Origin of the sequence: Campylobacter concisus (assembly GCF_003048375.1) — a bacterium.
GTDB classification, from domain to species: domain Bacteria; phylum Campylobacterota; class Campylobacteria; order Campylobacterales; family Campylobacteraceae; genus Campylobacter_A; species Campylobacter_A concisus_T.
Window position 1 is genome coordinate 1,162,230 of sequence record NZ_CP021642.1, and the last position, 19,337, is coordinate 1,181,566.

22 protein-coding genes are annotated in these 19,337 nt (G+C 40.9%); 12 read left to right on the forward strand and 10 right to left on the reverse strand.

The annotated features are described in order from the left end of the window. Positions 1 to 26: 26 nt before the first annotated feature. Positions 27 to 806 carry a histidinol-phosphatase gene (locus CCS77_RS05775; protein ID WP_107916841.1) on the forward strand — a complete coding sequence of 260 codons (780 nt, stop codon included), beginning with the start codon at positions 27 to 29 and terminating at the stop codon, positions 804 to 806. Between the two features lie 87 nt (positions 807 to 893). Then, complete coding sequence (gene glnA / locus CCS77_RS05780) at positions 894 to 2,324, forward strand: type I glutamate--ammonia ligase (RefSeq protein ID WP_103587267.1); 1,431 nt, start codon at positions 894 to 896, stop codon at positions 2,322 to 2,324. A gap of 525 nt (positions 2,325 to 2,849) precedes the next feature. On the opposite strand, the gene CCS77_RS05785 is transcribed toward glnA, so the two are convergent. Next, positions 2,850 to 4,511, reverse strand: coding sequence for a DNA polymerase III subunit gamma/tau (locus tag CCS77_RS05785; protein ID WP_107916842.1), 1,662 nt, complete (start codon positions 4,509 to 4,511; stop codon positions 2,850 to 2,852). A gap of 117 nt (positions 4,512 to 4,628) precedes the next feature. Here CCS77_RS05785 and CCS77_RS05790 point away from each other — a divergent pair, with 117 nt between their 5' ends. After that, positions 4,629 to 5,237 carry a LysE/ArgO family amino acid transporter gene (locus tag CCS77_RS05790; RefSeq protein ID WP_236635245.1) on the forward strand — a complete coding sequence of 203 codons (609 nt, stop codon included), beginning with the start codon at positions 4,629 to 4,631 and terminating at the stop codon, positions 5,235 to 5,237. Here CCS77_RS05790 and ccoS read toward each other — a convergent pair. The 4 genes from ccoS to CCS77_RS05805 are packed head-to-tail and all read right to left on the reverse strand — an operon-like array spanning position 5,172 to position 8,437. Then, on the reverse strand, positions 5,172 to 5,441 hold the full coding sequence (gene ccoS, locus CCS77_RS05795; RefSeq protein WP_087580846.1) for a cbb3-type cytochrome oxidase assembly protein CcoS: 270 nt from the start codon (positions 5,439 to 5,441) through the stop codon (positions 5,172 to 5,174). The two genes, CCS77_RS05790 and ccoS, sit on opposite strands and share 66 nt — an antisense overlap. Then, positions 5,441 to 6,682, reverse strand: coding sequence for a heavy metal translocating P-type ATPase (locus tag CCS77_RS10695; RefSeq protein WP_250645216.1), 1,242 nt, complete (start codon positions 6,680 to 6,682; stop codon positions 5,441 to 5,443). Before CCS77_RS10695 ends, ccoS begins: the two co-directional genes overlap by 1 nt. Further along, positions 6,645 to 7,820 (reverse strand): heavy metal translocating P-type ATPase metal-binding domain-containing protein, encoded by a 1,176-nt coding sequence (locus CCS77_RS10700; protein ID WP_250645217.1) that lies wholly within the window; start codon positions 7,818 to 7,820, stop codon positions 6,645 to 6,647. Before CCS77_RS10700 ends, CCS77_RS10695 begins: the two co-directional genes overlap by 38 nt. After that, entirely contained in the window at positions 7,817 to 8,437 is a 621-nt protein-coding gene (locus CCS77_RS05805; RefSeq protein ID WP_107916844.1) for a helix-turn-helix transcriptional regulator, read from the reverse strand. Before CCS77_RS05805 ends, CCS77_RS10700 begins: the two co-directional genes overlap by 4 nt. A 147-nt stretch (positions 8,438 to 8,584) precedes the next feature. On the opposite strand from CCS77_RS05805, the gene CCS77_RS05810 reads away from it, so the two are divergent. The 3 genes from CCS77_RS05810 to CCS77_RS05820 all read left to right on the forward strand — a co-directional run bounded on the left by CCS77_RS05810 (position 8,585) and on the right by CCS77_RS05820 (position 10,482). Continuing rightward, positions 8,585 to 8,968: a RidA family protein gene (locus tag CCS77_RS05810; protein ID WP_107916845.1), complete on the forward strand. Its 384-nt coding sequence runs from the start codon at positions 8,585 to 8,587 to the stop codon at positions 8,966 to 8,968. A gap of 11 nt (positions 8,969 to 8,979) precedes the next feature. Next, the gene (locus CCS77_RS05815) at positions 8,980 to 10,065 is read left to right on the forward strand and encodes a pyridoxal-phosphate dependent enzyme (protein ID WP_107916846.1); all 1,086 of its coding nucleotides are present in this window, start codon (positions 8,980 to 8,982) and stop codon (positions 10,063 to 10,065) included. A gap of 69 nt (positions 10,066 to 10,134) precedes the next feature. Continuing rightward, complete coding sequence (locus tag CCS77_RS05820; RefSeq protein ID WP_107916847.1) at positions 10,135 to 10,482, forward strand: hypothetical protein; 348 nt, start codon at positions 10,135 to 10,137, stop codon at positions 10,480 to 10,482. 24 nt (positions 10,483 to 10,506) lie between these two features. Here the strand turns inward: CCS77_RS05820 and CCS77_RS05825 are convergent, their stop codons facing one another. Further along, on the reverse strand, positions 10,507 to 10,959 hold the full coding sequence (locus CCS77_RS05825; RefSeq protein WP_236635246.1) for a hypothetical protein: 453 nt from the start codon (positions 10,957 to 10,959) through the stop codon (positions 10,507 to 10,509). A gap of 108 nt (positions 10,960 to 11,067) precedes the next feature. Next, entirely contained in the window at positions 11,068 to 12,177 is a 1,110-nt protein-coding gene (locus CCS77_RS05830; protein WP_236635248.1) for a cation diffusion facilitator family transporter, read from the reverse strand. Positions 12,178 to 12,315: 138 nt separating this feature from the next. Here CCS77_RS05830 and rho point away from each other — a divergent pair, with 138 nt between their 5' ends. Further along, entirely contained in the window at positions 12,316 to 13,659 is a 1,344-nt protein-coding gene (gene rho, locus CCS77_RS05835) for a transcription termination factor Rho (protein WP_002941811.1), read from the forward strand. Positions 13,660 to 13,787: 128 nt separating this feature from the next. Here the strand turns inward: rho and CCS77_RS05840 are convergent, their stop codons facing one another. Beyond that, positions 13,788 to 14,000 carry a transcriptional regulator gene (locus CCS77_RS05840; protein ID WP_103575997.1) on the reverse strand — a complete coding sequence of 71 codons (213 nt, stop codon included), beginning with the start codon at positions 13,998 to 14,000 and terminating at the stop codon, positions 13,788 to 13,790. Positions 14,001 to 14,160: 160 nt separating this feature from the next. Between CCS77_RS05840 and CCS77_RS05845 the strand changes: the two genes are divergently transcribed. Continuing rightward, complete coding sequence (locus CCS77_RS05845; protein WP_107916850.1) at positions 14,161 to 14,763, forward strand: outer membrane beta-barrel protein; 603 nt, start codon at positions 14,161 to 14,163, stop codon at positions 14,761 to 14,763. 48 nt (positions 14,764 to 14,811) lie between these two features. Here the strand turns inward: CCS77_RS05845 and CCS77_RS05850 are convergent, their stop codons facing one another. Together CCS77_RS05850 and nusA are read right to left on the reverse strand one after the other, a co-directional pair. Then, positions 14,812 to 15,291 (reverse strand): GNAT family N-acetyltransferase, encoded by a 480-nt coding sequence (locus CCS77_RS05850; RefSeq protein ID WP_103620656.1) that lies wholly within the window; start codon positions 15,289 to 15,291, stop codon positions 14,812 to 14,814. Next, the gene (nusA, locus tag CCS77_RS05855) at positions 15,291 to 16,394 is read right to left on the reverse strand and encodes a transcription termination factor NusA (protein ID WP_012139939.1); all 1,104 of its coding nucleotides are present in this window, start codon (positions 16,392 to 16,394) and stop codon (positions 15,291 to 15,293) included. The genes CCS77_RS05850 and nusA overlap by 1 nt, the downstream gene beginning before the upstream one ends. A gap of 172 nt (positions 16,395 to 16,566) precedes the next feature. Between nusA and CCS77_RS05860 the strand changes: the two genes are divergently transcribed. From CCS77_RS05860 to CCS77_RS05875, 4 genes are read left to right on the forward strand one after another with little or no spacing between them, the layout of a single operon-like run. Next, positions 16,567 to 16,809, forward strand: coding sequence for an HP0268 family nuclease (locus CCS77_RS05860; RefSeq protein ID WP_002941786.1), 243 nt, complete (start codon positions 16,567 to 16,569; stop codon positions 16,807 to 16,809). Continuing rightward, the gene (gene miaB / locus CCS77_RS05865; RefSeq protein WP_107916851.1) at positions 16,809 to 18,110 is read left to right on the forward strand and encodes a tRNA (N6-isopentenyl adenosine(37)-C2)-methylthiotransferase MiaB; all 1,302 of its coding nucleotides are present in this window, start codon (positions 16,809 to 16,811) and stop codon (positions 18,108 to 18,110) included. Before CCS77_RS05860 ends, miaB begins: the two co-directional genes overlap by 1 nt. Then, positions 18,091 to 18,870: a lysophospholipid acyltransferase family protein gene (locus tag CCS77_RS05870; RefSeq protein WP_107916852.1), complete on the forward strand. Its 780-nt coding sequence runs from the start codon at positions 18,091 to 18,093 to the stop codon at positions 18,868 to 18,870. Before miaB ends, CCS77_RS05870 begins: the two co-directional genes overlap by 20 nt. After that, positions 18,860 to 19,306 (forward strand): hypothetical protein, encoded by a 447-nt coding sequence (locus tag CCS77_RS05875; protein WP_107916853.1) that lies wholly within the window; start codon positions 18,860 to 18,862, stop codon positions 19,304 to 19,306. Before CCS77_RS05870 ends, CCS77_RS05875 begins: the two co-directional genes overlap by 11 nt. Positions 19,307 to 19,337 lie beyond the last annotated feature (31 nt).

Consider the following 19,337-nt stretch of genomic DNA (forward strand, 5'->3'; position numbering starts at 1 on the left):
AAATAAACGACTTTAAAAGGCTAAAAATGACCGTCGATCTTCACAACCACACACCTCTTTGCAACCACGCAGTTGGCGAACCACTAGAATTTGTGAGATGCGCCATAAAAGCTGGCACAAGATACTTTGGTTTTAGCGATCACGCACCGATGAACTACGATGAAGCTTATAGGATGAAATTTGAAGAGATGCAAAGCTACGAAGACGAAATTTTACGTTTAAGAGAGGAATTTAGCGGTGAGATAGAAATTTTACTTGGCTACGAGATGGACTTTTTAGATGGTTTTATGGACGAGCGAGTTTTTGCTAGAAAGGTTGATTATCTAATAGGCTCTGTCCATTTTTTTAATGGCTGGGCGTTTGACAACCCTGAATTTATCGGTGGTTACGAGGGCAAAGACTTGGATCAAATTTGGCAAGAGTATTTTGACCACATAGAAAGATCAGCCAAACTTGGTAAATTTGACATCATGGGGCACATCGATCTTTTAAAACTCTTTAAATTTTTACCTAAAAAAGATGTCAGGGTCCTAGCTAAAAACGCGATAAAAGCGATAAAAGAGGCAAATTTGGTAGTTGAGATAAACGCAGCTGGCTTTAGAAAACCTATCGGCGAGCAGTATCCAAGCGTAAATTTACTAGAGCTCATCGCCCAAAATGATATACCTATCACCTTTGGCTCAGACGCTCACGCCAAAGAAGATATCGGCAAAAACGGCGAAATTTGCGAGCAGATAGCTAGAAATTTGGGATATTCAAAGTGTGCGATATTTAAAAATAGAGATAGAGAATTAGTAAAATTTTAGTTTGGGGTCAAATAAAATATAAAGATAATCTTAAATATAAAATTTTGTGATACAATACTAAAATTGAAAACCAGAAGGAGATAAAAAATGGGAAAATTTGTCCAAAACATCGATCATTTTTTTGATTTTTGCAAAGAAAATGAAGTTAAATTTGTAGATTTTAGATTTACCGATCTAAACGGCGCTTGGCACAGCATAAGCTACAACATAAAAGCTGTTACAAAAGAGAATTTCACAAACGGCATCCCAATGGACGCTAGCTCGATGAATGGCTGGCAGCCTATCGACAAGAGCGATATGATAATGAAGCCAGAAGCGACATCTGCGTTTTTGGACCCATTTACCTCTGATATCACAGTCGTTGTTTTTTGCGATATCTACGACATTTACAAAGGTCAAATTTATGAAAAATGCCCTCGCTCGATCGCAAAAAGAGCGATGCAATATGTAAAAGATAGCGGACTTGGCGATGAGGCATATTTTGGCCCTGAGAATGAATTTTTTGTATTTGACAACGTCAAAATCATCGACAGTCCAAACTGTGCGATGTATCAAGTAGATAGCGAAGAAGGCGAGTGGAACGACGCTGCAGACTTCAAAGATAGCTACAACACAGGTCACCGCCCACGCAGAAAAGGCGGCTACTTGATGACCCAGCCAATCGACAGCATGGTCGATCTAAGAGCTGAAATGATGCAAGTTTTAGAGCAAGTTGGTCTTGAAGTATTTTTAGGACACCACGAGGTCGCACAAGGTCAAGGCGAGATCGGCGTGAAATTTGGCAACTTAGTTGAGGCTGCTGACAACGTTCAAATTTACAAATACGTCGTTCGCATGGTCGCTCACCTAAACGGCAAGACAGTTACATTTATGCCAAAACCGCTTTATGGCGACAACGGCAGCGGCATGCACGTGCATCAATCAGTCTGGAAAGATGGCAAAAATTTATTCTACAAAGAGGGCAACTACGCAAATTTAAGTGACTTTGCAAGGCACTACATCGGCGGCGTTTTAAAACACGCAAGAAGCGTTGCAGCCTTCACAAACCCAAGCACAAACAGCTACAAACGCCTAATCCCAGGCTTTGAAGCGCCATCTATCCTAACCTACTCGAGCCAAAACCGCTCAGCGAGCATCCGCATACCTTACGGCGCTGGCGAGAAGTCAGTTAGGGCTGAGATGAGATTTCCAGATAGCACAGCAAACCCTTATCTAGCCTTCTCAGCGATGCTAATGGCGGGCCTTGACGGCGTTAAAAACAAATACGAGCCAGTTGGTCCGATGGATGAAAATTTATTTAAACTTCACCTTGATGAGATTAGAGAGCGTGGCATAGAGCAGCTCCCACACACACTTCGTGGCAGCCTTGAAGCGCTTATCCGCGATAACGAATACCTAAAACCGATAATGACCGATCTTTTCATCGACACTTATCAGCACATGAAATTTGAAACTCAGGTTTGGCCTTACGAAGCACGCCCAACCGCTTATGAGTTTAAGACCTGCTTCTCTTGCTAAAAAGAGAGTCTCCAAGCTCATTTTGGGCTTGGAGACTTTTTTAATCAAATTTAAAATATAAAATCCTGCGGCTATTGAATTTAGAGCTAAATCCAATAAGCTCTATCGCTTAGAAATTTTTTAACCACAACAGATAAATTTTTAAAAAATATAAAATCTATATAGTTAAATTTTGAGCTAAACTTGGCTTTACGCACAAGAATAAATTTTAAATTTAATAAGCCAAAACTCATGCAAATTTAGAAATTTAAAGCTTATATATAAAAATAGTCATAGCAGATAAATTTGAGCTAAATTTGATTTTGCAAACAAGGGGTAAATTTGCCAGAGTTTTAAATTTATCTGCATCATTAAAAGCTCAAATTTAATAAGCCCTAGCTCTTTTAAATTTGTAATATAAATTTGAGATTTTATTTAGTCAGGATAGCAGCAGATAAATTCATTAAAAAACTTTTATTTATAAATTTACGCCAAAAAGCTAAATTTAAAACGCTAAATCAAGCAAATTTGCAAAGAGCCAAATCCCTAGCTATTTTGCACTTCAGGCTGTCCAAAGAGCCTATTTGCCTCTTTTATCACGCCCTCTTCTCTTTGTTTTTTAAGCTCCTCTGGGCTTTTGCTCTGACTTAGCGACATCAGCTCTTTTGCAAAGTCATTTTGAGACTGAGATAGCGCATTTACCCTAGTTTCAGGCACTACGGCTGGCTGGCTTGCTGGCTCATCTTTTTGCTCGTCTTGCTGCCTAGCCTTTATCTTAGCGATCTCCTCATCAAGGTAGCTATATTTATCCTGTGGCTCTTGTGGCGGAGTTTGTGGCTCAGGCTTTGGGGCAAGAATTTGAGTCTTAGCATTTACAATTTTTATTTTTTTACCAAAAATTGTATGTAAAATTTCATGCATTACGCCCCAGCTTTTTTTGAAAAATGCCAGATCATCGCCAGTTGCATTGACGACTAAGCCAAGCTCATTTTCATTTAAAAAGCTAAAACTTATGTGATTTTTAAAAATTTCACCAAGCTCAAAACTTCTATCATAAATTTTTGCCACAAACTGCTCGTATGGCGTCTTTGGCGCTTCTTTTATGGCTAAAATTTGCTCACTCACGCCAGCTTTTGGCTCCATAGCCACGCTAGGCTCGCTCTTAGCAAGCTTTATAGCTTCATCGATATCTTGCAGATTTAGCGCCTCTATCATCATAAAAAGCATAAGCATCAGCACAAAGCCATTGTCGCTTGATACGCTTAGCATCGACTTTGCCTGCGCCAAAATCCTAAAAAATCTCTCATATATAAGAAGCGAAAATTTTGGGTCGTTGTCTAAAAATCTCTGCTTTAAATTTGCCAAAATTTCATCTATGATCATCTCTGGCTCATAAGTCTCAAGCTCGGTTACTAGCACCCTAATGGCGTTTTTATCGGCATTTGCGACGTGCTCAATGATCTGCTCGATCCTACTTGGATCAAGAAGTCCAAGCATCGCTGCCACGCTTGATTTTGTGATATTACCAGCGCCATAAATGATAGCTTGATCAAGAAGCGTTAGCGTATCTCTTAGCGAGCCGCCGCCGCTTCTAGCTAGTATCTCAAGCGCCTCCCTCTCGTAGTTCACGCCCTCTTTACTAAGGATAAATTCAAGATGTTTTACGATCTCGTATCTGCTTATTTGCTTAAATCTAAAATGCTGCGTTCTTGAAAGCACAGTCGTTGGAAGCTTTAGCGGATCGGTCGTTGCTAAGATAAATTTAACATAGCTTGGCGGCTCTTCAAGCGTTTTAAGAAGGGCGTTAAACGCCTCTTTTGTTAGCATATGCACTTCGTCGATGATGAAAATTTTATATCTAGCAGCCGTAGGAGCGTATTTTGTCTGCTCGATGAGCTCTCTTATGTCGTCGATCTTTCTGTGGCTAGCTGCGTCCATCTCGATGATGTCCATGTGGCGCGACTCGTTTGCCATCACGCACTGCGCACAGACCTCACAAGGCCTAGAAGTTGGCCCTTTCTCGCAAACCAAAGCCTTTGCAAATATCCTAGCACTCGATGTCTTACCGCTTCCCCTAAGGCCTGAAAACAAATAAGCATGGCTCACTCTGTTTTCGTCAAGTGCGTGGGTTAGGCTCTTGCTTACGGCTTCTTGTCCGATGAGCTCGTCAAAATTTTTTGGTCGATATTTTAGGGCTAGTGCTTGCAACTGCTTTCCTTTTTGCAATTTTAATTTGCTGATTTTATAAAAAAAGGCATAAATTTATGGTTATGATAAAGTTAAATTTTGCTAAATTTAAGCCAAACTTTAGCGGAAAGGATAAATTTGCAAGCATTTATATCTGGATTTTTCACCTCTTTATCGCTCATTTTAGCCATTGGCGCGCAAAACGCATTTGTGCTAAAACAGGGCATTAAAAGAGAAAATATCTTTATCATTTGCCTTATTTGCGCCATTAGTGACGCCCTCTTGATCTTTGCAGGAGTTTTTGGGCTTGGTAGCCTCGTGCAAAATTTCTCCATCATCAAGCAAATCGCCCTATATGGTGGCTTTTTATTTTTACTATTTTACGCGCTAAAGAGCTTTCACTCGTGCTTTTTTAAGGATCTTAGTATGGATACCAGCAGCGATTATGCCAGATCAAATTTAAAGAAAAACATCCTTTTAACGCTCGCTTTTACCTGGCTAAACCCTCACGTCTATCTTGACACCATGATCCTAATAGGCTCGGTTTCGACTAAATTTAAAGAAGAAAATTTGATATTTGGCGTGGGAGCTAGCCTTGCCTCGTTTTGCTTTTTCTTCGCACTTGGCTATCTGGCTAGGTTTTTAGCGCCTATTTTTGCAAGGCCCATCTCTTGGAAAGTTTTAGAGTTTTTTGTCGGCCTCATCATGCTCGCCCTTGCTTTCATGCTCATTTTTGCTAGCTTCTAGCCTCTTTTTTAGAGCCTCTTTTTTGCGAAGTTCGAGCGCATAGGCTTCATTTAGCGCGTCTTCGTCGTCCAAATTCGCTCCGTCTAAAAATTTGCGGTAGTCTTCAAACTGCCTATTTTTTATCCCCCAAAGCACGCCAAAAAGCAGGGCCGCCCCCATCAAAACCGAGATAAAAACAAGCATGGCAAGAGTCGTTGTATCCACTATTTGTCCTTAAATTTTCTAACTATAAAAAGCGAGTTTAGTATGACGCTTAGCGAGCTTGCCGACATGAAAAGCGCAGCAAATAGCGGCATGACGTAGCCACACACGGCAAATGGCAGGCTAAGGGCGTTATAAAGCAGGCAAAAGAGCAAATTTTGCTTTATCGTTTTATAAGTAAATTTTGAAATTTTCACCGCTTTTGCAAGGCTTTGCAGGCTATCATCAAGTAGCACCACGTCGCTTTTTTCTAAGCTCACCGCCGCGCCACTTCCCATGCAAATAGCCACGTGAGCAAGGCTAAGCGCAGCTGCGTCGTTTATGCCGTCCCCCACCATCAGCACCTTTTTGCCCTGCTGCTTAAGACCAGCTATAAATTTAGCCTTTTCATCAGGCAGCATCCCTGCTCCAAACTCGCTCACGCCAAGCTCATCTGCCACATTTTTTACCACATTTTGCACGTCGCCACTTAGGATACACACACTCATACCAGCGCTCTTTAGCTCGTTCATAAGCGCCTTTGCTTCGGGCTTTACGCTATCTTTTAGGTAAAATTTAGCCACCAGCTCGCCCTGCTTGCCAACAAAAAAGCTCACATTTTCTTCGCTCTCATCAAATTTCACCCCATTTTCAGCCAAAAAGCGCCTACTTCCAGCCACAAAATGCTCACCAATAATATCAGCGCTAACTCCCTTTGCCACGCTTAAATTTGCATTTTCAAGCTCAACTTTTTTTGCGCCTTTTTGCTTTAAAAGCTCAGCCACTGCCACGCTTATTTGGTGGTTTGAGATGAGACAAAGCGAGTAAATTTTATCTATACTCGCGCCATCTTTTATAAAAAACTCGCCAACTTCAAATTTAGCCTTTGTGAGCGTCCCAGTTTTGTCAAAGACCGCCACGTCGCACTTTGCAAGGCTTTCAAAAAATTTAGCCTCCTTAAAAAGCACCTTGTTTTTAAAGGCAACCCCAAGGGCGCAGACGCTGCTAACTGGCGTGGCAAGGGCAAGCGCACAAGGGCAAGCGATCACGATGACGCTCACGGCTGTCACTACCGCTTCTGAAAAGCTAAATTTAAAATACCAAAACCAAAATGTAAAAAATGCTAGAGTTAGCACGCCAAGAGAGAATTTCGAGGCGATTTTATTGACTGCTAGCTCGATATTTGGCTTTTTTAGCTCTGCGTTTTGGAGTAAATTTATAAGCTTATTAAGATATGAGTTTTTTAAAAATTTGCCCTGCCTCATAGACGATCTGCCCGTTTAGACAGACAACGCCACTTTTAACCTCGTCTCCACAGCTTAGCAAAAGTGGCAAACTTTCGCCTGTTAAGCTTGAGCTATCCACGCTTGCCTCGCCACTAAGCACCACCCCATCAAGTAGCGCCCTCTCGCCTGATCTAAGCACGATCTTTTCGCCTAAATTTACATCCTTTGGCTCTTTTAAAATGTCCTTGCCGTCCTCTAAAACGCACACCTTTGCAAGCAACATATCGCTTAAAAAATTTGAAGTCTCAAGTGCCTTTTTCTTGCCTAAAATTTCTAAAAATTTACCGATAAAAACAAAGGTTATGATCATCGCAACCGAGTCAAAATAGCTCTCGCCGCTTCTTGTAAGCATCGCAAAAACCGAGTAGATATAGGTTATGCTAGCCCCCGTGATAACGAGCAGGTCCATATTTGGCGAGGCGTTTTTAATGGCGATCTTTGCCCCCTTGAAAAACTCGCTACCAGTGTAAAAAAGCACAGGCGTTGCCAGCACAAACTGCGCGAAGCTTAGCAGGTCTTTCACGTCGCTTCTGATACCGCTAAAGTAGCCACCATACTGCGCGATCGCCAGCCACATGATATTCATCGTGGCAAAGACGCCAACAAGCGCTTTTGCGTAGAAATTTCGCCTTTTTTTGACTAGCTCGTCCTCTTTTTGGCTCGCTGCGTAGGCCTTTGGAGTGTAGCCAACGGCGTAAATTTTCTCGATTATCTGCTCCACCAAAAGCTCTTGCTCATCGTAAACGATGACTGCCTTTTGGCTAAGCGAGTTGATATTTACCTCCAAGATACCAGGTAGGCTAAAAAGCGCCTTTTCAAGCAGCCAGATGCACGCTGAGCAGGTGATGCCGTCAATGAGAAGCGAAATTTTAGAAAACTCGCCCTCTTTTGTCACTAGCTCGCTAAAATTTGCCGCTAAATTTTTGACATTTGCGCCGCTATTAGCAGGATTTAGCGTGTTTTTGCCAAGTCGTTCATAAAACTCGCCAAGGCCATTTTCATTTAAAATTTCATAGACGCCTTTGCAGCCGACGCAACAAAACTTAAGCCCGCCTTTAGCCTCTATCATAGCGCTTTCATCAAAGCTTTGCTTGCAGTGAGCACACCTACACTTCACGGGCGCTTCTTTTTAAGCTGGTCTAAATAGCCATATATCGTGATCTTTGAGACGTTTAGCTTGGCTGCCACGACCTCGATAGCGCCCTTTATGTTAAAAATGCCCTTTTCGTTCATAAAGCCAACGAGCTCTAGCTTTTGCTCTTTTTTAAGCTTCTTACCCTCGTTTTTGGCGATGATTTTGTCGATTAAATTTAAAACTATCTGCATCACATCGTCATTTTGCTCGCTCTTTGGCTCATTTTCACTCGTCTTTAAGAAATTCCCAGCCATTTCAAAAAGGCTCTTTGCCACGCTCGCATCGACATTTACGCATATCGCCCCTATGATCTCGCCTGCTTCATCTCTGATAAAGGCGGTTGAAGACTTCACCAGCTTTTCGTCCTTTGTAAAAAAGTAGTTTGCCACGTAGTCGTCTTTGAAATTTTTACTATTTAAGACCTCACTTACAAGATGGTCAAAGCTTTGTCCGACCTTTCTGCCAGTGACGTCGCCAGCTACATATACGACTGAGCACTGCGGGTGTGAGAGATCGTGTAGCACGACTTCGCAGGCAAATGGCGAGCTTTTTTGTATGAGATTTGCCGTTGGGATAAATGCCTTTAATATATGGTGCATAAGGCGCCTTTTGTTTTTGTTTAAGTTTAGCCAAAATATTTTTAAAATTTCGATAAGAAAAAATATAATTTTTTATGAAAATTTATGAAATTTAAGTGGTAATAATAATTTTTTATCTATAATCCTTTAAATTTTTAAGGAGAAAATATGAAAATTTATGAGACCGAAATTTCAAAAAAGAAAAAGGCTCACTACTCTTTGGCGACCGAGCACAACGGCATCCTCTACATCTCAGGTCAGCTTAGCATGGACCCAAAGACTAGGCAGATCCCAGAGGGGCTAAAGGCGCAAACAAGACAGGCTTTAAAAAACCTTGATAATGTGCTAAAACTAGCAAATGCGACAAGAAATGACATCTTGATGTGCCGCATCTATACGCCAGATATCGACTTTTGGGACGAGATAGATGACGAGTATGCGCTATTTTTTGGCGAGCACAAGCCAGCTCGCGTCGTAGTACCAACAAACAAACTTCACTTTGGCTGCCTGCTAGAGATCGAAGCCACAGCGATACTTGATAGAAAATTTTAAAAGGAGCAAAAATGCCTAAATTTATCTGCTCAAAGTGCGGCAAGAGCGCAGATTTTGAGACACCTATATTTGCGTGCGAGTGTGGCGGGCTTTATGATCTGGAGTTTAAGCCAGCCAAATTTGATCTAAATTTGATCGACCAGCACGAGTTTAGCCTCTTTAGATACCGCGAGTTTTTCCCTATCAAAAATGAGCTCTGGCGTGACATCAGTCTTGGCGAAGGACTAACAAAGAGCGTGAAATTTGATGACTCACTCTACCTTAAAATGGACTACGCGATGCCAACGCTCTCCTTTAAAGATAGAGGTGCGGTGATGCTTATTTGGTTTTGTAAAACTCATGGCATCAAAAAGATCTTGCAAGATAGCAGCGGAAACGCTGGAAACTCGGTCGCTGCATACGCTGCAAGAGCTGGGATAGAGTGTGAAATTTACGTCCCGAAAGGCACAAGCGAGAAAAAGATAAAGATGCTTGAGTACTACGGCGCAAAGGCGGTTGTCTTTGACGGCACACGCGACGAGACGGCAGATGCTTGTAGAAAAAGGGCAAAAGATGAGGGCATATTTTACGCAAACCACGTGTTTAACCCGCTTTTTTACCAAGGCACCAAAACATATATATATGAAATTTACGAGCAGCTTGGCTTTGTTCCTAAAAATTTATTTCTGCCAGTTGGCAACGGCACCTTGCTAATAGGCTGCGAGATAGCGCTAAACGAGCTATTTGAGGCTGGAGTGATCAAAAAACTACCTAAAATTTTCATCGTTCAAAGCGAAAAGTGCGCGCCATTTTTAGGGGCAACAAGCGAGCCACGTACGATCAAGCCAGAGCCAACTTTGGCTGAGGGTATAGCGATAGCAAAACCTGCTCGTGGCACTGAGATATTAGCTAGCAGGTACGCAGGAGAACGCGAAGTGATCACGATAAAAGAAGAGGATATTGAGCCAGCTAGAAATTTCCTAGCAAGCCGCGGTTTTTACGTCGAGCACACCACAGCAGCCATCTACGCCGCCTACGCAAGCTACGTAAAATCGCACAAGATAGAAGGCAGAAGCATCATATCGATGTGCGGTGCTGGGCTAAAGAGCGAACACTGATTTTTTAAATTTTATCGCTTTAGTTTTTTGCTTTTTGCGCATGTAAGCGAGTGCAGTCTTTTTTGACGGATGCGTCGATTTGGCGGTAAATTTGACGAATTTAAATCGGCTATCAAATTTGATAGCCGATTTTTGCCTCGTTTTCGAGTGTTTAGCGGAGTTAAATTTAATGAAGCCAAACTTACGATGCTTAAATTTACATGTAAATTTTATAGCCGAGTTTTTGCACCGAGCGGACTAAATTTGGCAGACGTTTTGCAAAAGCCGTCAAATTTTACAGCAGATTTTTGGCAAAACTCACATTTTGAAAACGCTGGCAAATTTACGAGCGAATTTTTAATGCTTGCAAATTTTGGCCTCGAATTTTACAAAGAATTTTTACCCATAACCGCTCCTTGGAAACTTGTAGTAATATAAATGGCGTCTTGAGCGCTAAATTTACTACTTTTGCTCTCTTTTTAGCAAGCGAGCTATTGTGACTATAAAAAGTATTTCGGCTAAAAATATGCCAACCCCTTGAGCAATAACAAAGTCTCCTCGCCGTGCCCCAACCGCAAACGGGAGTATCGCACCCAAAATAAGCGCCAAAATAATCGTCGCAGTGGCAGGTAAAAACAAATCTATGAAAAATTTTGCAATTTCGTCAAAATAACTTAGCCGCTTATAAAGCACTGCGCACACGCCGCTAAAAAATATCCAAAAACCAACCAAATAAGCGATATTTAACTGAAGCCAATCAAGCGTATCGCCCAAATCGCCGAGAGGATCAGCATCTCCCGCGGGGTTATATTCGCTAAAAAACACAAGCTCTACCGCGCTAGTCGTAAGCCCGTAGATACTCATAAAGCAAAAACTCATCGAAAACGCACAAGTCAAAATTTTTAAAAACGCCATTTTCTCACGATTAGATTAAAATTTTTATGCTCTAGTTTTATATTTTTAAAGCCACATGATTATAACATATTAAAGTGCCCTAACCGCTACCGAATTTATCCCCAAATCTCACGCAAATTCCCTATCTATCACGATGAAAATTTTATATCCTGGATAGTTTAACGAGATCTTACGCTCGATCGCAGCACGTAGCTCGCCTAAATTTCTCTCAGCAAAATCAACCACCACGTCAAACCTCACGCTCTTTTTCTTGGTGTCTATAAAAAATGCATGAAATCCACGCACGCTGCTAAAGCGTGAGAGTAAATTTGCCACGCAGGCACGGCTCTCTTCTTGACCTAAATTTACGCTATAAACGCCAAAAACCAGATATATCCTATAAATTTTATATATCTCAATCTGAAGCTCATTTAGCCTCTGCGAAACCTCACTAAGTGGCAAATGCTCGTCTATCTCGACATTTACAGAGCCCACGTAGCGCTGCGTGCCGTAGTTATGCAGTATCAGGTCGTATGCCCCGCGCACGATCTCGCAGCGATTTACAGCAGCATAAATTTCATCGCTGATCTCCTTTTCTACACGCTGCCCGATGATCTTATCAAAGGTTTCTTTTATCAAAAACACGCCGTTTATAATGATGAAAAATGATGCCAAAGCGCCCGCATAGCCATCTATCTGAATGTTGGCAAAGTATGAGAGTGCTGCTGAAACTAAGATCACGCACGAGATGATAGCATCGCCTAAAGCCCCTTGTCCCACAGCCCTAAGCGAGATAGACTTGGTCTCTTTGCCGACCTTTTTGTAGTAAAATCCAAGTGCAAATTTGACAAATATTGCACAAAATAAAAATACCAAAAATGGCATCGTAAAGTTAGTAGGCTCTGGCGCAAAGATATTTTCTACCGATGTTTTTAGAAACTGAAAACCAAGCATCAGCACAATAACTGAAACGATGAGACCGCCGATATACTCGGTCCTGCCATATCCATACGGATGATCCTCGTCAGGCATCTTGCTAGCTAGCTTTGAGCCAAATATCGTGATGAAACTTGAGCCTGCATCGCTAATGTTATTTATAGCATCTGATATCAATGCAACTGAGTTTGAAACCATAGCTATAAAAATTTTTGCTCCAGCTAAGAAAAAATTAGTAATTATGCCGATAAACGTCGTTTTTATTATCTTCTTTTCGCGTTTGCCATCTTTAAAATCCATCATTTTGAGATCCCTTTTCATTTTCGCAAGATTATATCATTTCTTGACAACAAAGTTTTATTTTTATAAAATGCCAAAACTTTCAAAAAACTTTTGAAGCCCAGAATTCTGCAATCTTATCCCCGCATTTAAAGAGGAAAAATGGAAAACAACAACCAAACTGAGCAAAGTGCTGCTCAAAACACAAAAACTACAAAAAAACATCAAGCATCAAGAACCCACGTACCAGTCGACGGACACAAGATCGAAGAGCTAAGAACGCTTAGCTTAGACGAGCTAGTGCAGATCGCAAATGGCGTTGGCGTCGAAAATCCACGCGAATTTCGCAGGCAGGATTTGATATTTGAGATACTAAAAACCCAGACAAAACAAGGCGGCTTTATACTATTTACTGGAATTTTAGAGATCACAAACGAGGGCTACGGCTTTTTAAGGGCTGTTGATGCAAATTTAAGCGACAGCTCAAACGACGCTTATGTTTCAAACTCTCAGATCCGCAAATTTGCACTTCGTGTGGGCGACATCATCACCGGCCAAGTAAGAGAGCCAAAAGATCAAGAAAAATACTACGCCCTTTTAAAGATCGAAGCTGTAAATTACATGCCTCTAGCAGATGCAAAAGAGAGGCCACTCTTTGACAACCTAACCCCACTTTTCCCAACTGAAAAGCTAAATTTAGAGTATGACCCGATGAAGCTAACAGGCCGTGTGCTTGATCTTTTCACGCCTATTGGCAAGGGTCAGCGTGGCCTCATCGTCGCACCTCCAAGAAGCGGTAAAACTGAGCTTATGAAAGAGCTAGCTCACGGCATCGCTAAAAACCACCCAGAAGCGCAGCTAATGGTGCTTCTAGTCGATGAGAGACCAGAAGAAGTTACAGACATGCAGCGCTGCGTAAAAGGCGAGGTATTTAGCTCGACATTTGACCTGCCAGCGCTTAACCACGTCCGCGTAGCAGAGCTAGTCATCGAAAAGGCAAAACGTCTAGTTGAGATGGGTAAAGACGTCATCATCTTGCTTGATAGCATAACCCGTCTAGCACGCGCCTACAACACAGTGACCCCACCAAGCGGCAAGGTGCTAACAGGCGGTGTGGATGCAAACGCACTTCACAAGCCAAAACGCTTCTTTGGCGCAGCTAGAAACATCGAACACGGCGGCTCACTAACCATCATCGCAACCGCGCTAATCGACACTGGCTCACGCATGGACGAAGTGATATTTGAAGAGTTTAAAGGCACTGGAAACAGCGAGATCGTGCTTGATCGCAACATCTCAGACCGCAGAATTTACCCAGCTATCAACGTGCTAAAATCAGGCACAAGAAAAGAAGAGCTACTTCAAAAACCTGACGAGCTTCAAAAAATTTGGGCTATTCGCTCTGCGATCGCGACAATGGACGATGTCGAAGCACTTAAATTCTTATACGCAAAAATGCTAAAAACAAAAGATAACAAAGAGCTTCTCTCTATCCTAAACGAGTAAATTTAACTGAGCTTAAAGCGCTTGCTTTGAGCTCAAATTTTCACTTAAAATATCTAGCCAAAAATATCTTAGAAATTTTAAATTTTCAAGCACTTGCAATTATAAAAGAGATTACGATTTTTAAACGATTATTTACTAAATTTTTCTATGTCTTGATTGATTAAATTTTCATATTCACAAAGCTCGTTGCAAGTCTTTTTGCTCTGCTCGATAAGCTCATCAAATTTAAATCCAAGCATCACGATACGATAAAGGTTTGGTTTGTGTTTTCGCCAGTTGTAAAGCGTCGCGACATCAACGTCTAAATGATAAGCCATATCACGTTTTGTCATCTTACCCACTTTACACTCCTTCTTTTTGAGTGATTTTATAAATTTTATTCTGATAAGAAAACAATTGAATTATTTTATGTTTTTTATTAATTTCATTGAATATTTAAACTTTATTTAATATAAGAAAATTTAAAATAGCCACGTAACATTTTTTAAATAAGGAGTAAAAATGAAAAATGTAGTTTTAAAAGTTGCTTTAGGTTTAAGCCTAGCTAGTGCCGCTGCTTTAGCGCAAGGAGCCTTTGTAGGAGTTGAAGGAGACTACTCTTTTGGATCAAAGCTTACTGTAAAAGGCGATGACGGCTCAAAGATCAAATTTAAAAAAGCTCAACCAGGTCTTGGCATAAAAGCTGGTTATGACTTTGATGTGGCTAGAGTTTATGGTGCTTACATTTATGATTTTAAAGTTAAGAAAACAGCAAATGACGAAGATAAAAGCGTAGCTGAGTGGAAAACTCATAAATTTATAGTTGGAGCTGACTATACTCCAAGTGTGGCAAAAGATCTTAAACTAGTTCTTGGTGGCTACACTGGTTTTTCAAAGCTTAAACTAAGAGGTGGCGATGCTGAAAATCCGATGGAAAGTGCTAGCACGAACGGCTGGATACTAGGTGCAAGAGTTGGCGCTGAGTACTCTATAAATGAAAACAATGCAGTTGAGTTTGGTCTAAAAGCTGATAGAACTGACTACGGCAAGATTAGTAAATTTGATTTTGTTGACACAAAAGAGACAAATCTCGGTCTTTATATGGGATATACATATAAATTTTAATCACCAGCAAGCTCAAATTTCAAAGCAAATTTGAGCTTTTACTAGAAACTATAAATTTACCAGTTTTTCTAAATTTTCGCCGTCTAAGCGGTAGGTTCTCCACTCAAGAGATTGATTTTTAGCACCCATGCTTTCATAAAATTTGATACTTGGCTCATTCCAGTTTAGGCAGCACCACTCAAGCCTTTTTAAATTTTCATCCTTGCAAATTTGAGCTAGAAATTTAAAAAATGCCTTACCGATGCCTTGATTTCTAAACTCTTTTTTGACGTAGATGTCCTCAAGGTACATCCCGCCAAGCCCCAAAAATGTAGAAAATGTGTAAAAATAGATAGCATAGCCAATAGCCCTGCCCTCACTCTCACAGATAAGGGCTTTTGCGTGATTTTTATTAAAGATAGAGTCTGCAAAAATTTCATTTGTAAAAGTGACTTGATCGCTCATCTTTTCATAGCTCGCAAGCTCTCTTACAAGCTCACAGATCACGTCTATATCGCCCTCAGTCGCTTTTCTTATTTGAAATTTCATTAGTTATCACCAAAAAGAGCTTTTAGATCTTTAACCATTTCGCCATTTTCGCCGCTGCTGCTAGTTTTTGAGCCAAGCTCATTTAGCTCGATCTCATAGCCAGTTAGCATGCTTGCAAGGCGGATATTTATGCCATTTTTACCGATTGCCTTGCTTTTTTGCTCGCTCGCAAGTGTCACAATCGCCTTGTTTTCTTCGATCTTTACAGATGTGATGATCGCAGGTGCCATAGCGCGAGCTACTAAGATCGCTGGCTCAGTGGTGTATTCGATCGCATCGATGCTCTCACCGTGAAGCTCTTTGCTTACGGCATTTATCCTAACGCCCTTTGTGCCAACGGTTGCGCCGACTGGATCGATGTTTGGAGTGGTTGAGATGAGCGCTACTTTAGCCCTTTCGCCAGGGATCCTCGCACTTCCTTGGATGATGATGCCGCCATCTTTTATCTCAGGCACCTCCGAAGTTAGCAGTGCTTCAAGAAATTTAGGCGAAGTCCTTGAGAGTTCTACTTTTATGCCTAAATTTTTATCTGTAAAAACTTTTCTAATGACCGCTTTTACCACGTCACCTACTTTAAATTTCTCGCCTTTTATGCGGTTTTTACGTGGCAAGATGGCACGAAGCTCATCTATCTCGATAAAGGTGTTTTCGTCGTTATCAACCCTAACAACCGGACCAAAGACCATGTGACCGCTCATCTCGTTATATTTTTGTAAAATTTTCTCTTCAACTAGGCGCTGGATGTGATACTCAAGCTCCTTGTGAAGCGTTTGAGCCGCGGTTCTGCCAAGGTTATCAAGGCTTAGCTCGTAAGTGAGCTCGTCGCCGATCTCTACGCCACTATCTATCTTTTTAGCCTCTTTTAAGCTTAAAAAGTGCTCATTGTCTTCAGCAAGCCTCTCATCGTCGTTTGCTACGATTGAAATTTTTTGATAAAGCTTTAAATTTTTATTCGCATCGATACTTACATCATATTCATAATTTTCGCCATAAACCCTTTTTGCAGTGTTTATCAAGGCTCTTATGACGCGCTCTTTTACATCTTCTATCTCTAAATTTTTCTCATTTGCAATTGACTCTATAATGTCTGATATTCTTTCCATTTTTTCTCCATTGTGACGATAAATTTCGGGGATTTTTCGTGAAGTTTTGAAATTATACATAAGCCATACTTTTAATAAGATTAAGCTTGTTATTAACTTTTATTTAATCCATTTTTTATGATGATTTTGATATATTGACCGATTAAAATTTAAGATTTTGAAAGGATTAAAAATGGAGCTAAAACTTGCAAGAGCCGAATTAGACGCAAAACCAAAAACGATTTCACTAGAAAAGATAGAGGCAGCTGTCGAAAAAGAAGGTCAGAAAATTTTCTATTTTGATAAAGAAAACACACACAAACAACTAATCGCCTTAGTCGAGCACTTTGAAGAAAAAGGACTAAGCGTTTATCACAGAACCGTGAAATACGGCCTTGATGATAGCGATTATATGTATGAAGTGCATATACTTTAATGAGTAAAAAACTCTTTATCCAAACTCTAGGTTGTGCTATGAATGTTCGTGACAGCGAGCATATCATAGCCGAGCTCTCACAAAAAGAAGACTACTCCTTAACACAAAACATTGAAGAAGCTGATTTAATCCTTATAAATACCTGCTCAGTTCGTGAAAAGCCAGTTCACAAGCTCTTTAGCGAGGTCGGAGCTTTTGAAAAAGCCAAAAAAAGAGGTGCAAAGATAGGCGTTTGTGGCTGCACTGCAAGCCATTTGGGTAGTGAAATTTTTAAGCGCGCACCTTATGTTGATTTTGTTCTTGGCGCAAGAAATGTTAGCAAGATCACAAAGGCTGTAAATACGCCTAAATTTATCTCAACCGATATCAACCACGACGAGAGCGAATACGCATTTGGCGAGTTTAGAGGCTCGCCATACAAAAGCCACATCAACATCTCGATCGGCTGCGATAAAAAATGCACCTACTGTATCGTCCCGCACACCAGAGGCGATGAAATTTCTATCCCTTCAAGCCTCATCTTAAAAGAGGTAGAAAAGGCCGCAAAAAGCGGTGCAAAAGAGATATTTTTACTAGGACAAAATGTCAATAACTACGGCAAAAGATTTTCAGGCGTGCAAGAAAATATCGATTTTAGCGACCTATTAGTAAAGATAAGCGAGATAGAGGGCCTTGAGAGGATAAGATTTACAAGCCCGCACCCACTTCATATGGATGATAAATTTCTTGAAATTTTCACAAACAACCCAAAAATTTGCAAGTCTATGCACATGCCACTTCAAAGCGGAAACACCAAAGTTTTGCGTGAAATGAAGCGCGGATACACAAAAGAGTGGTTTCTAGACCGCGCGCTAAGACTTAGAAAGATGTGTCCAGATGTGAGCATCTCAACTGATATCATCGTCGCATTTCCGGGCGAAAGTGATAGCGAGTTTGAAGATACGATGGACGTACTTGAACAAGTTAGATTTGAGCAAATTTTTAGCTTTAAGTATTCGCCTCGTCCGCTTACAAAGGCAGCTACTTTTACAAATCAAATAGACGACAAGACCGCTTCAGAAAGGCTAACGCGCCTGCAAAATCGCCATAGCGAAATTTTAGACGAGATCGTGGCGGCACAAAAAGATAAAATTTTTGATGTATATTTTGAAGAGCTAAGAGCAAACGGCGGCGTTGCTGGGCGAAGTTTTAACAACTTTTTAGTTCAAGTTGATGGCAGCGAGGAGCTTCTTGGCACTACGCAAAAAGTAAAGATCACAAACCCAAAACGAATGGTTTTGTATGGCGAGCTGCAAATTTAAAAACACCCTTGAAAAGCTCGCCACGAGCGTTGGCGTCTTTTTCATCTACATTTTGATGTGGCTCATTTTTCTAACCTGCAAAAAGAGCTACACTCCAAATTTCTTGCCACAAAATGGCTGCGTCGTCGTCTTTTGGCACGGCAGGCTTAGCTTTATGAGCTTTGCTTACAGACGCTGGTGGAGCAGCCAAAACAGAAAACAAGGCAAGGTGATAATAAGCGACCACAAAGATGGCGAGCTCATCACCAGAATAATCAAATTTTTTGGCATCGGTACCATTAGAGGCAGTAGCTCAAAAGGCGGTGCAAGGGCGCTTATAGAGGCTCTAAGAGAGATAAAACAAGGCCACGACGTCATCATCACGCCAGATGGCCCACGCGGTCCAAGACACAGCGTCGCAGACGGAGCTGCGGTGATCGCGCAAAAGTCGTCTTGCGAAATTTATGCTCTAAATTTCGAAGCAAACTCGTTTTGGGAGTTTAAAAGCTGGGACAAGATGATACTTCCAAAGCCATTTTCAACTATAAATTTTAGTCTCTCAGCCCCTTTTAGCGTGGCAAATTTAGAACAAAAAGAGGCAAAAGAGAAGATACAAAATGAGCTTTGGCGGGCCTCGCAAAATGACGGCGGCAAGAGCGCAGAGCAAAATAAAGAGGACTTTAGGTCAAATTTAAAAATTTGGTGGAAAAAATATGCACATAAAAATCCGCAAATAAGCGATGATATAAGAGAAATTTTGGACGAAATTTATGAAAAATAAAATTTCTATCTTTATAGCCATTTTTATAATAGCTTTGTTTGGGCTATTTTTTTACAGCGACAACTCCTATAAACTCGCTCTTGAAGCGAAATTTTACTACGAGAGCAAAGAGTATGAAAAGGCTATAAATTTAAGCCAAAAAGCCCTTGATCTTGATGCTTACAATAAGATGGCAGCCACCACGCTTAATCAAAGCAATGCAGCTATGAAATTTAGCTCATACATAAAAAACGGCAAAGAGTATTTAGAGCGCATCAAAAAAATGAGCCAAAATGGCGTCAGTAAGGCTGATAATGAGCGCATCAAAATGATGTGTGATGTGATGATAGAGGATTTTGAAAGCTTAAAGAATTCTGCACTGCTTGATGAGGAGCTAAAAAGCGAAGCTCTGAAGATGAAAGAGGCGTTTGCAAAACTAAAAAACGAGCTGTTTTAAACTTATTTAATCCCTTTTTGGCTAACATATC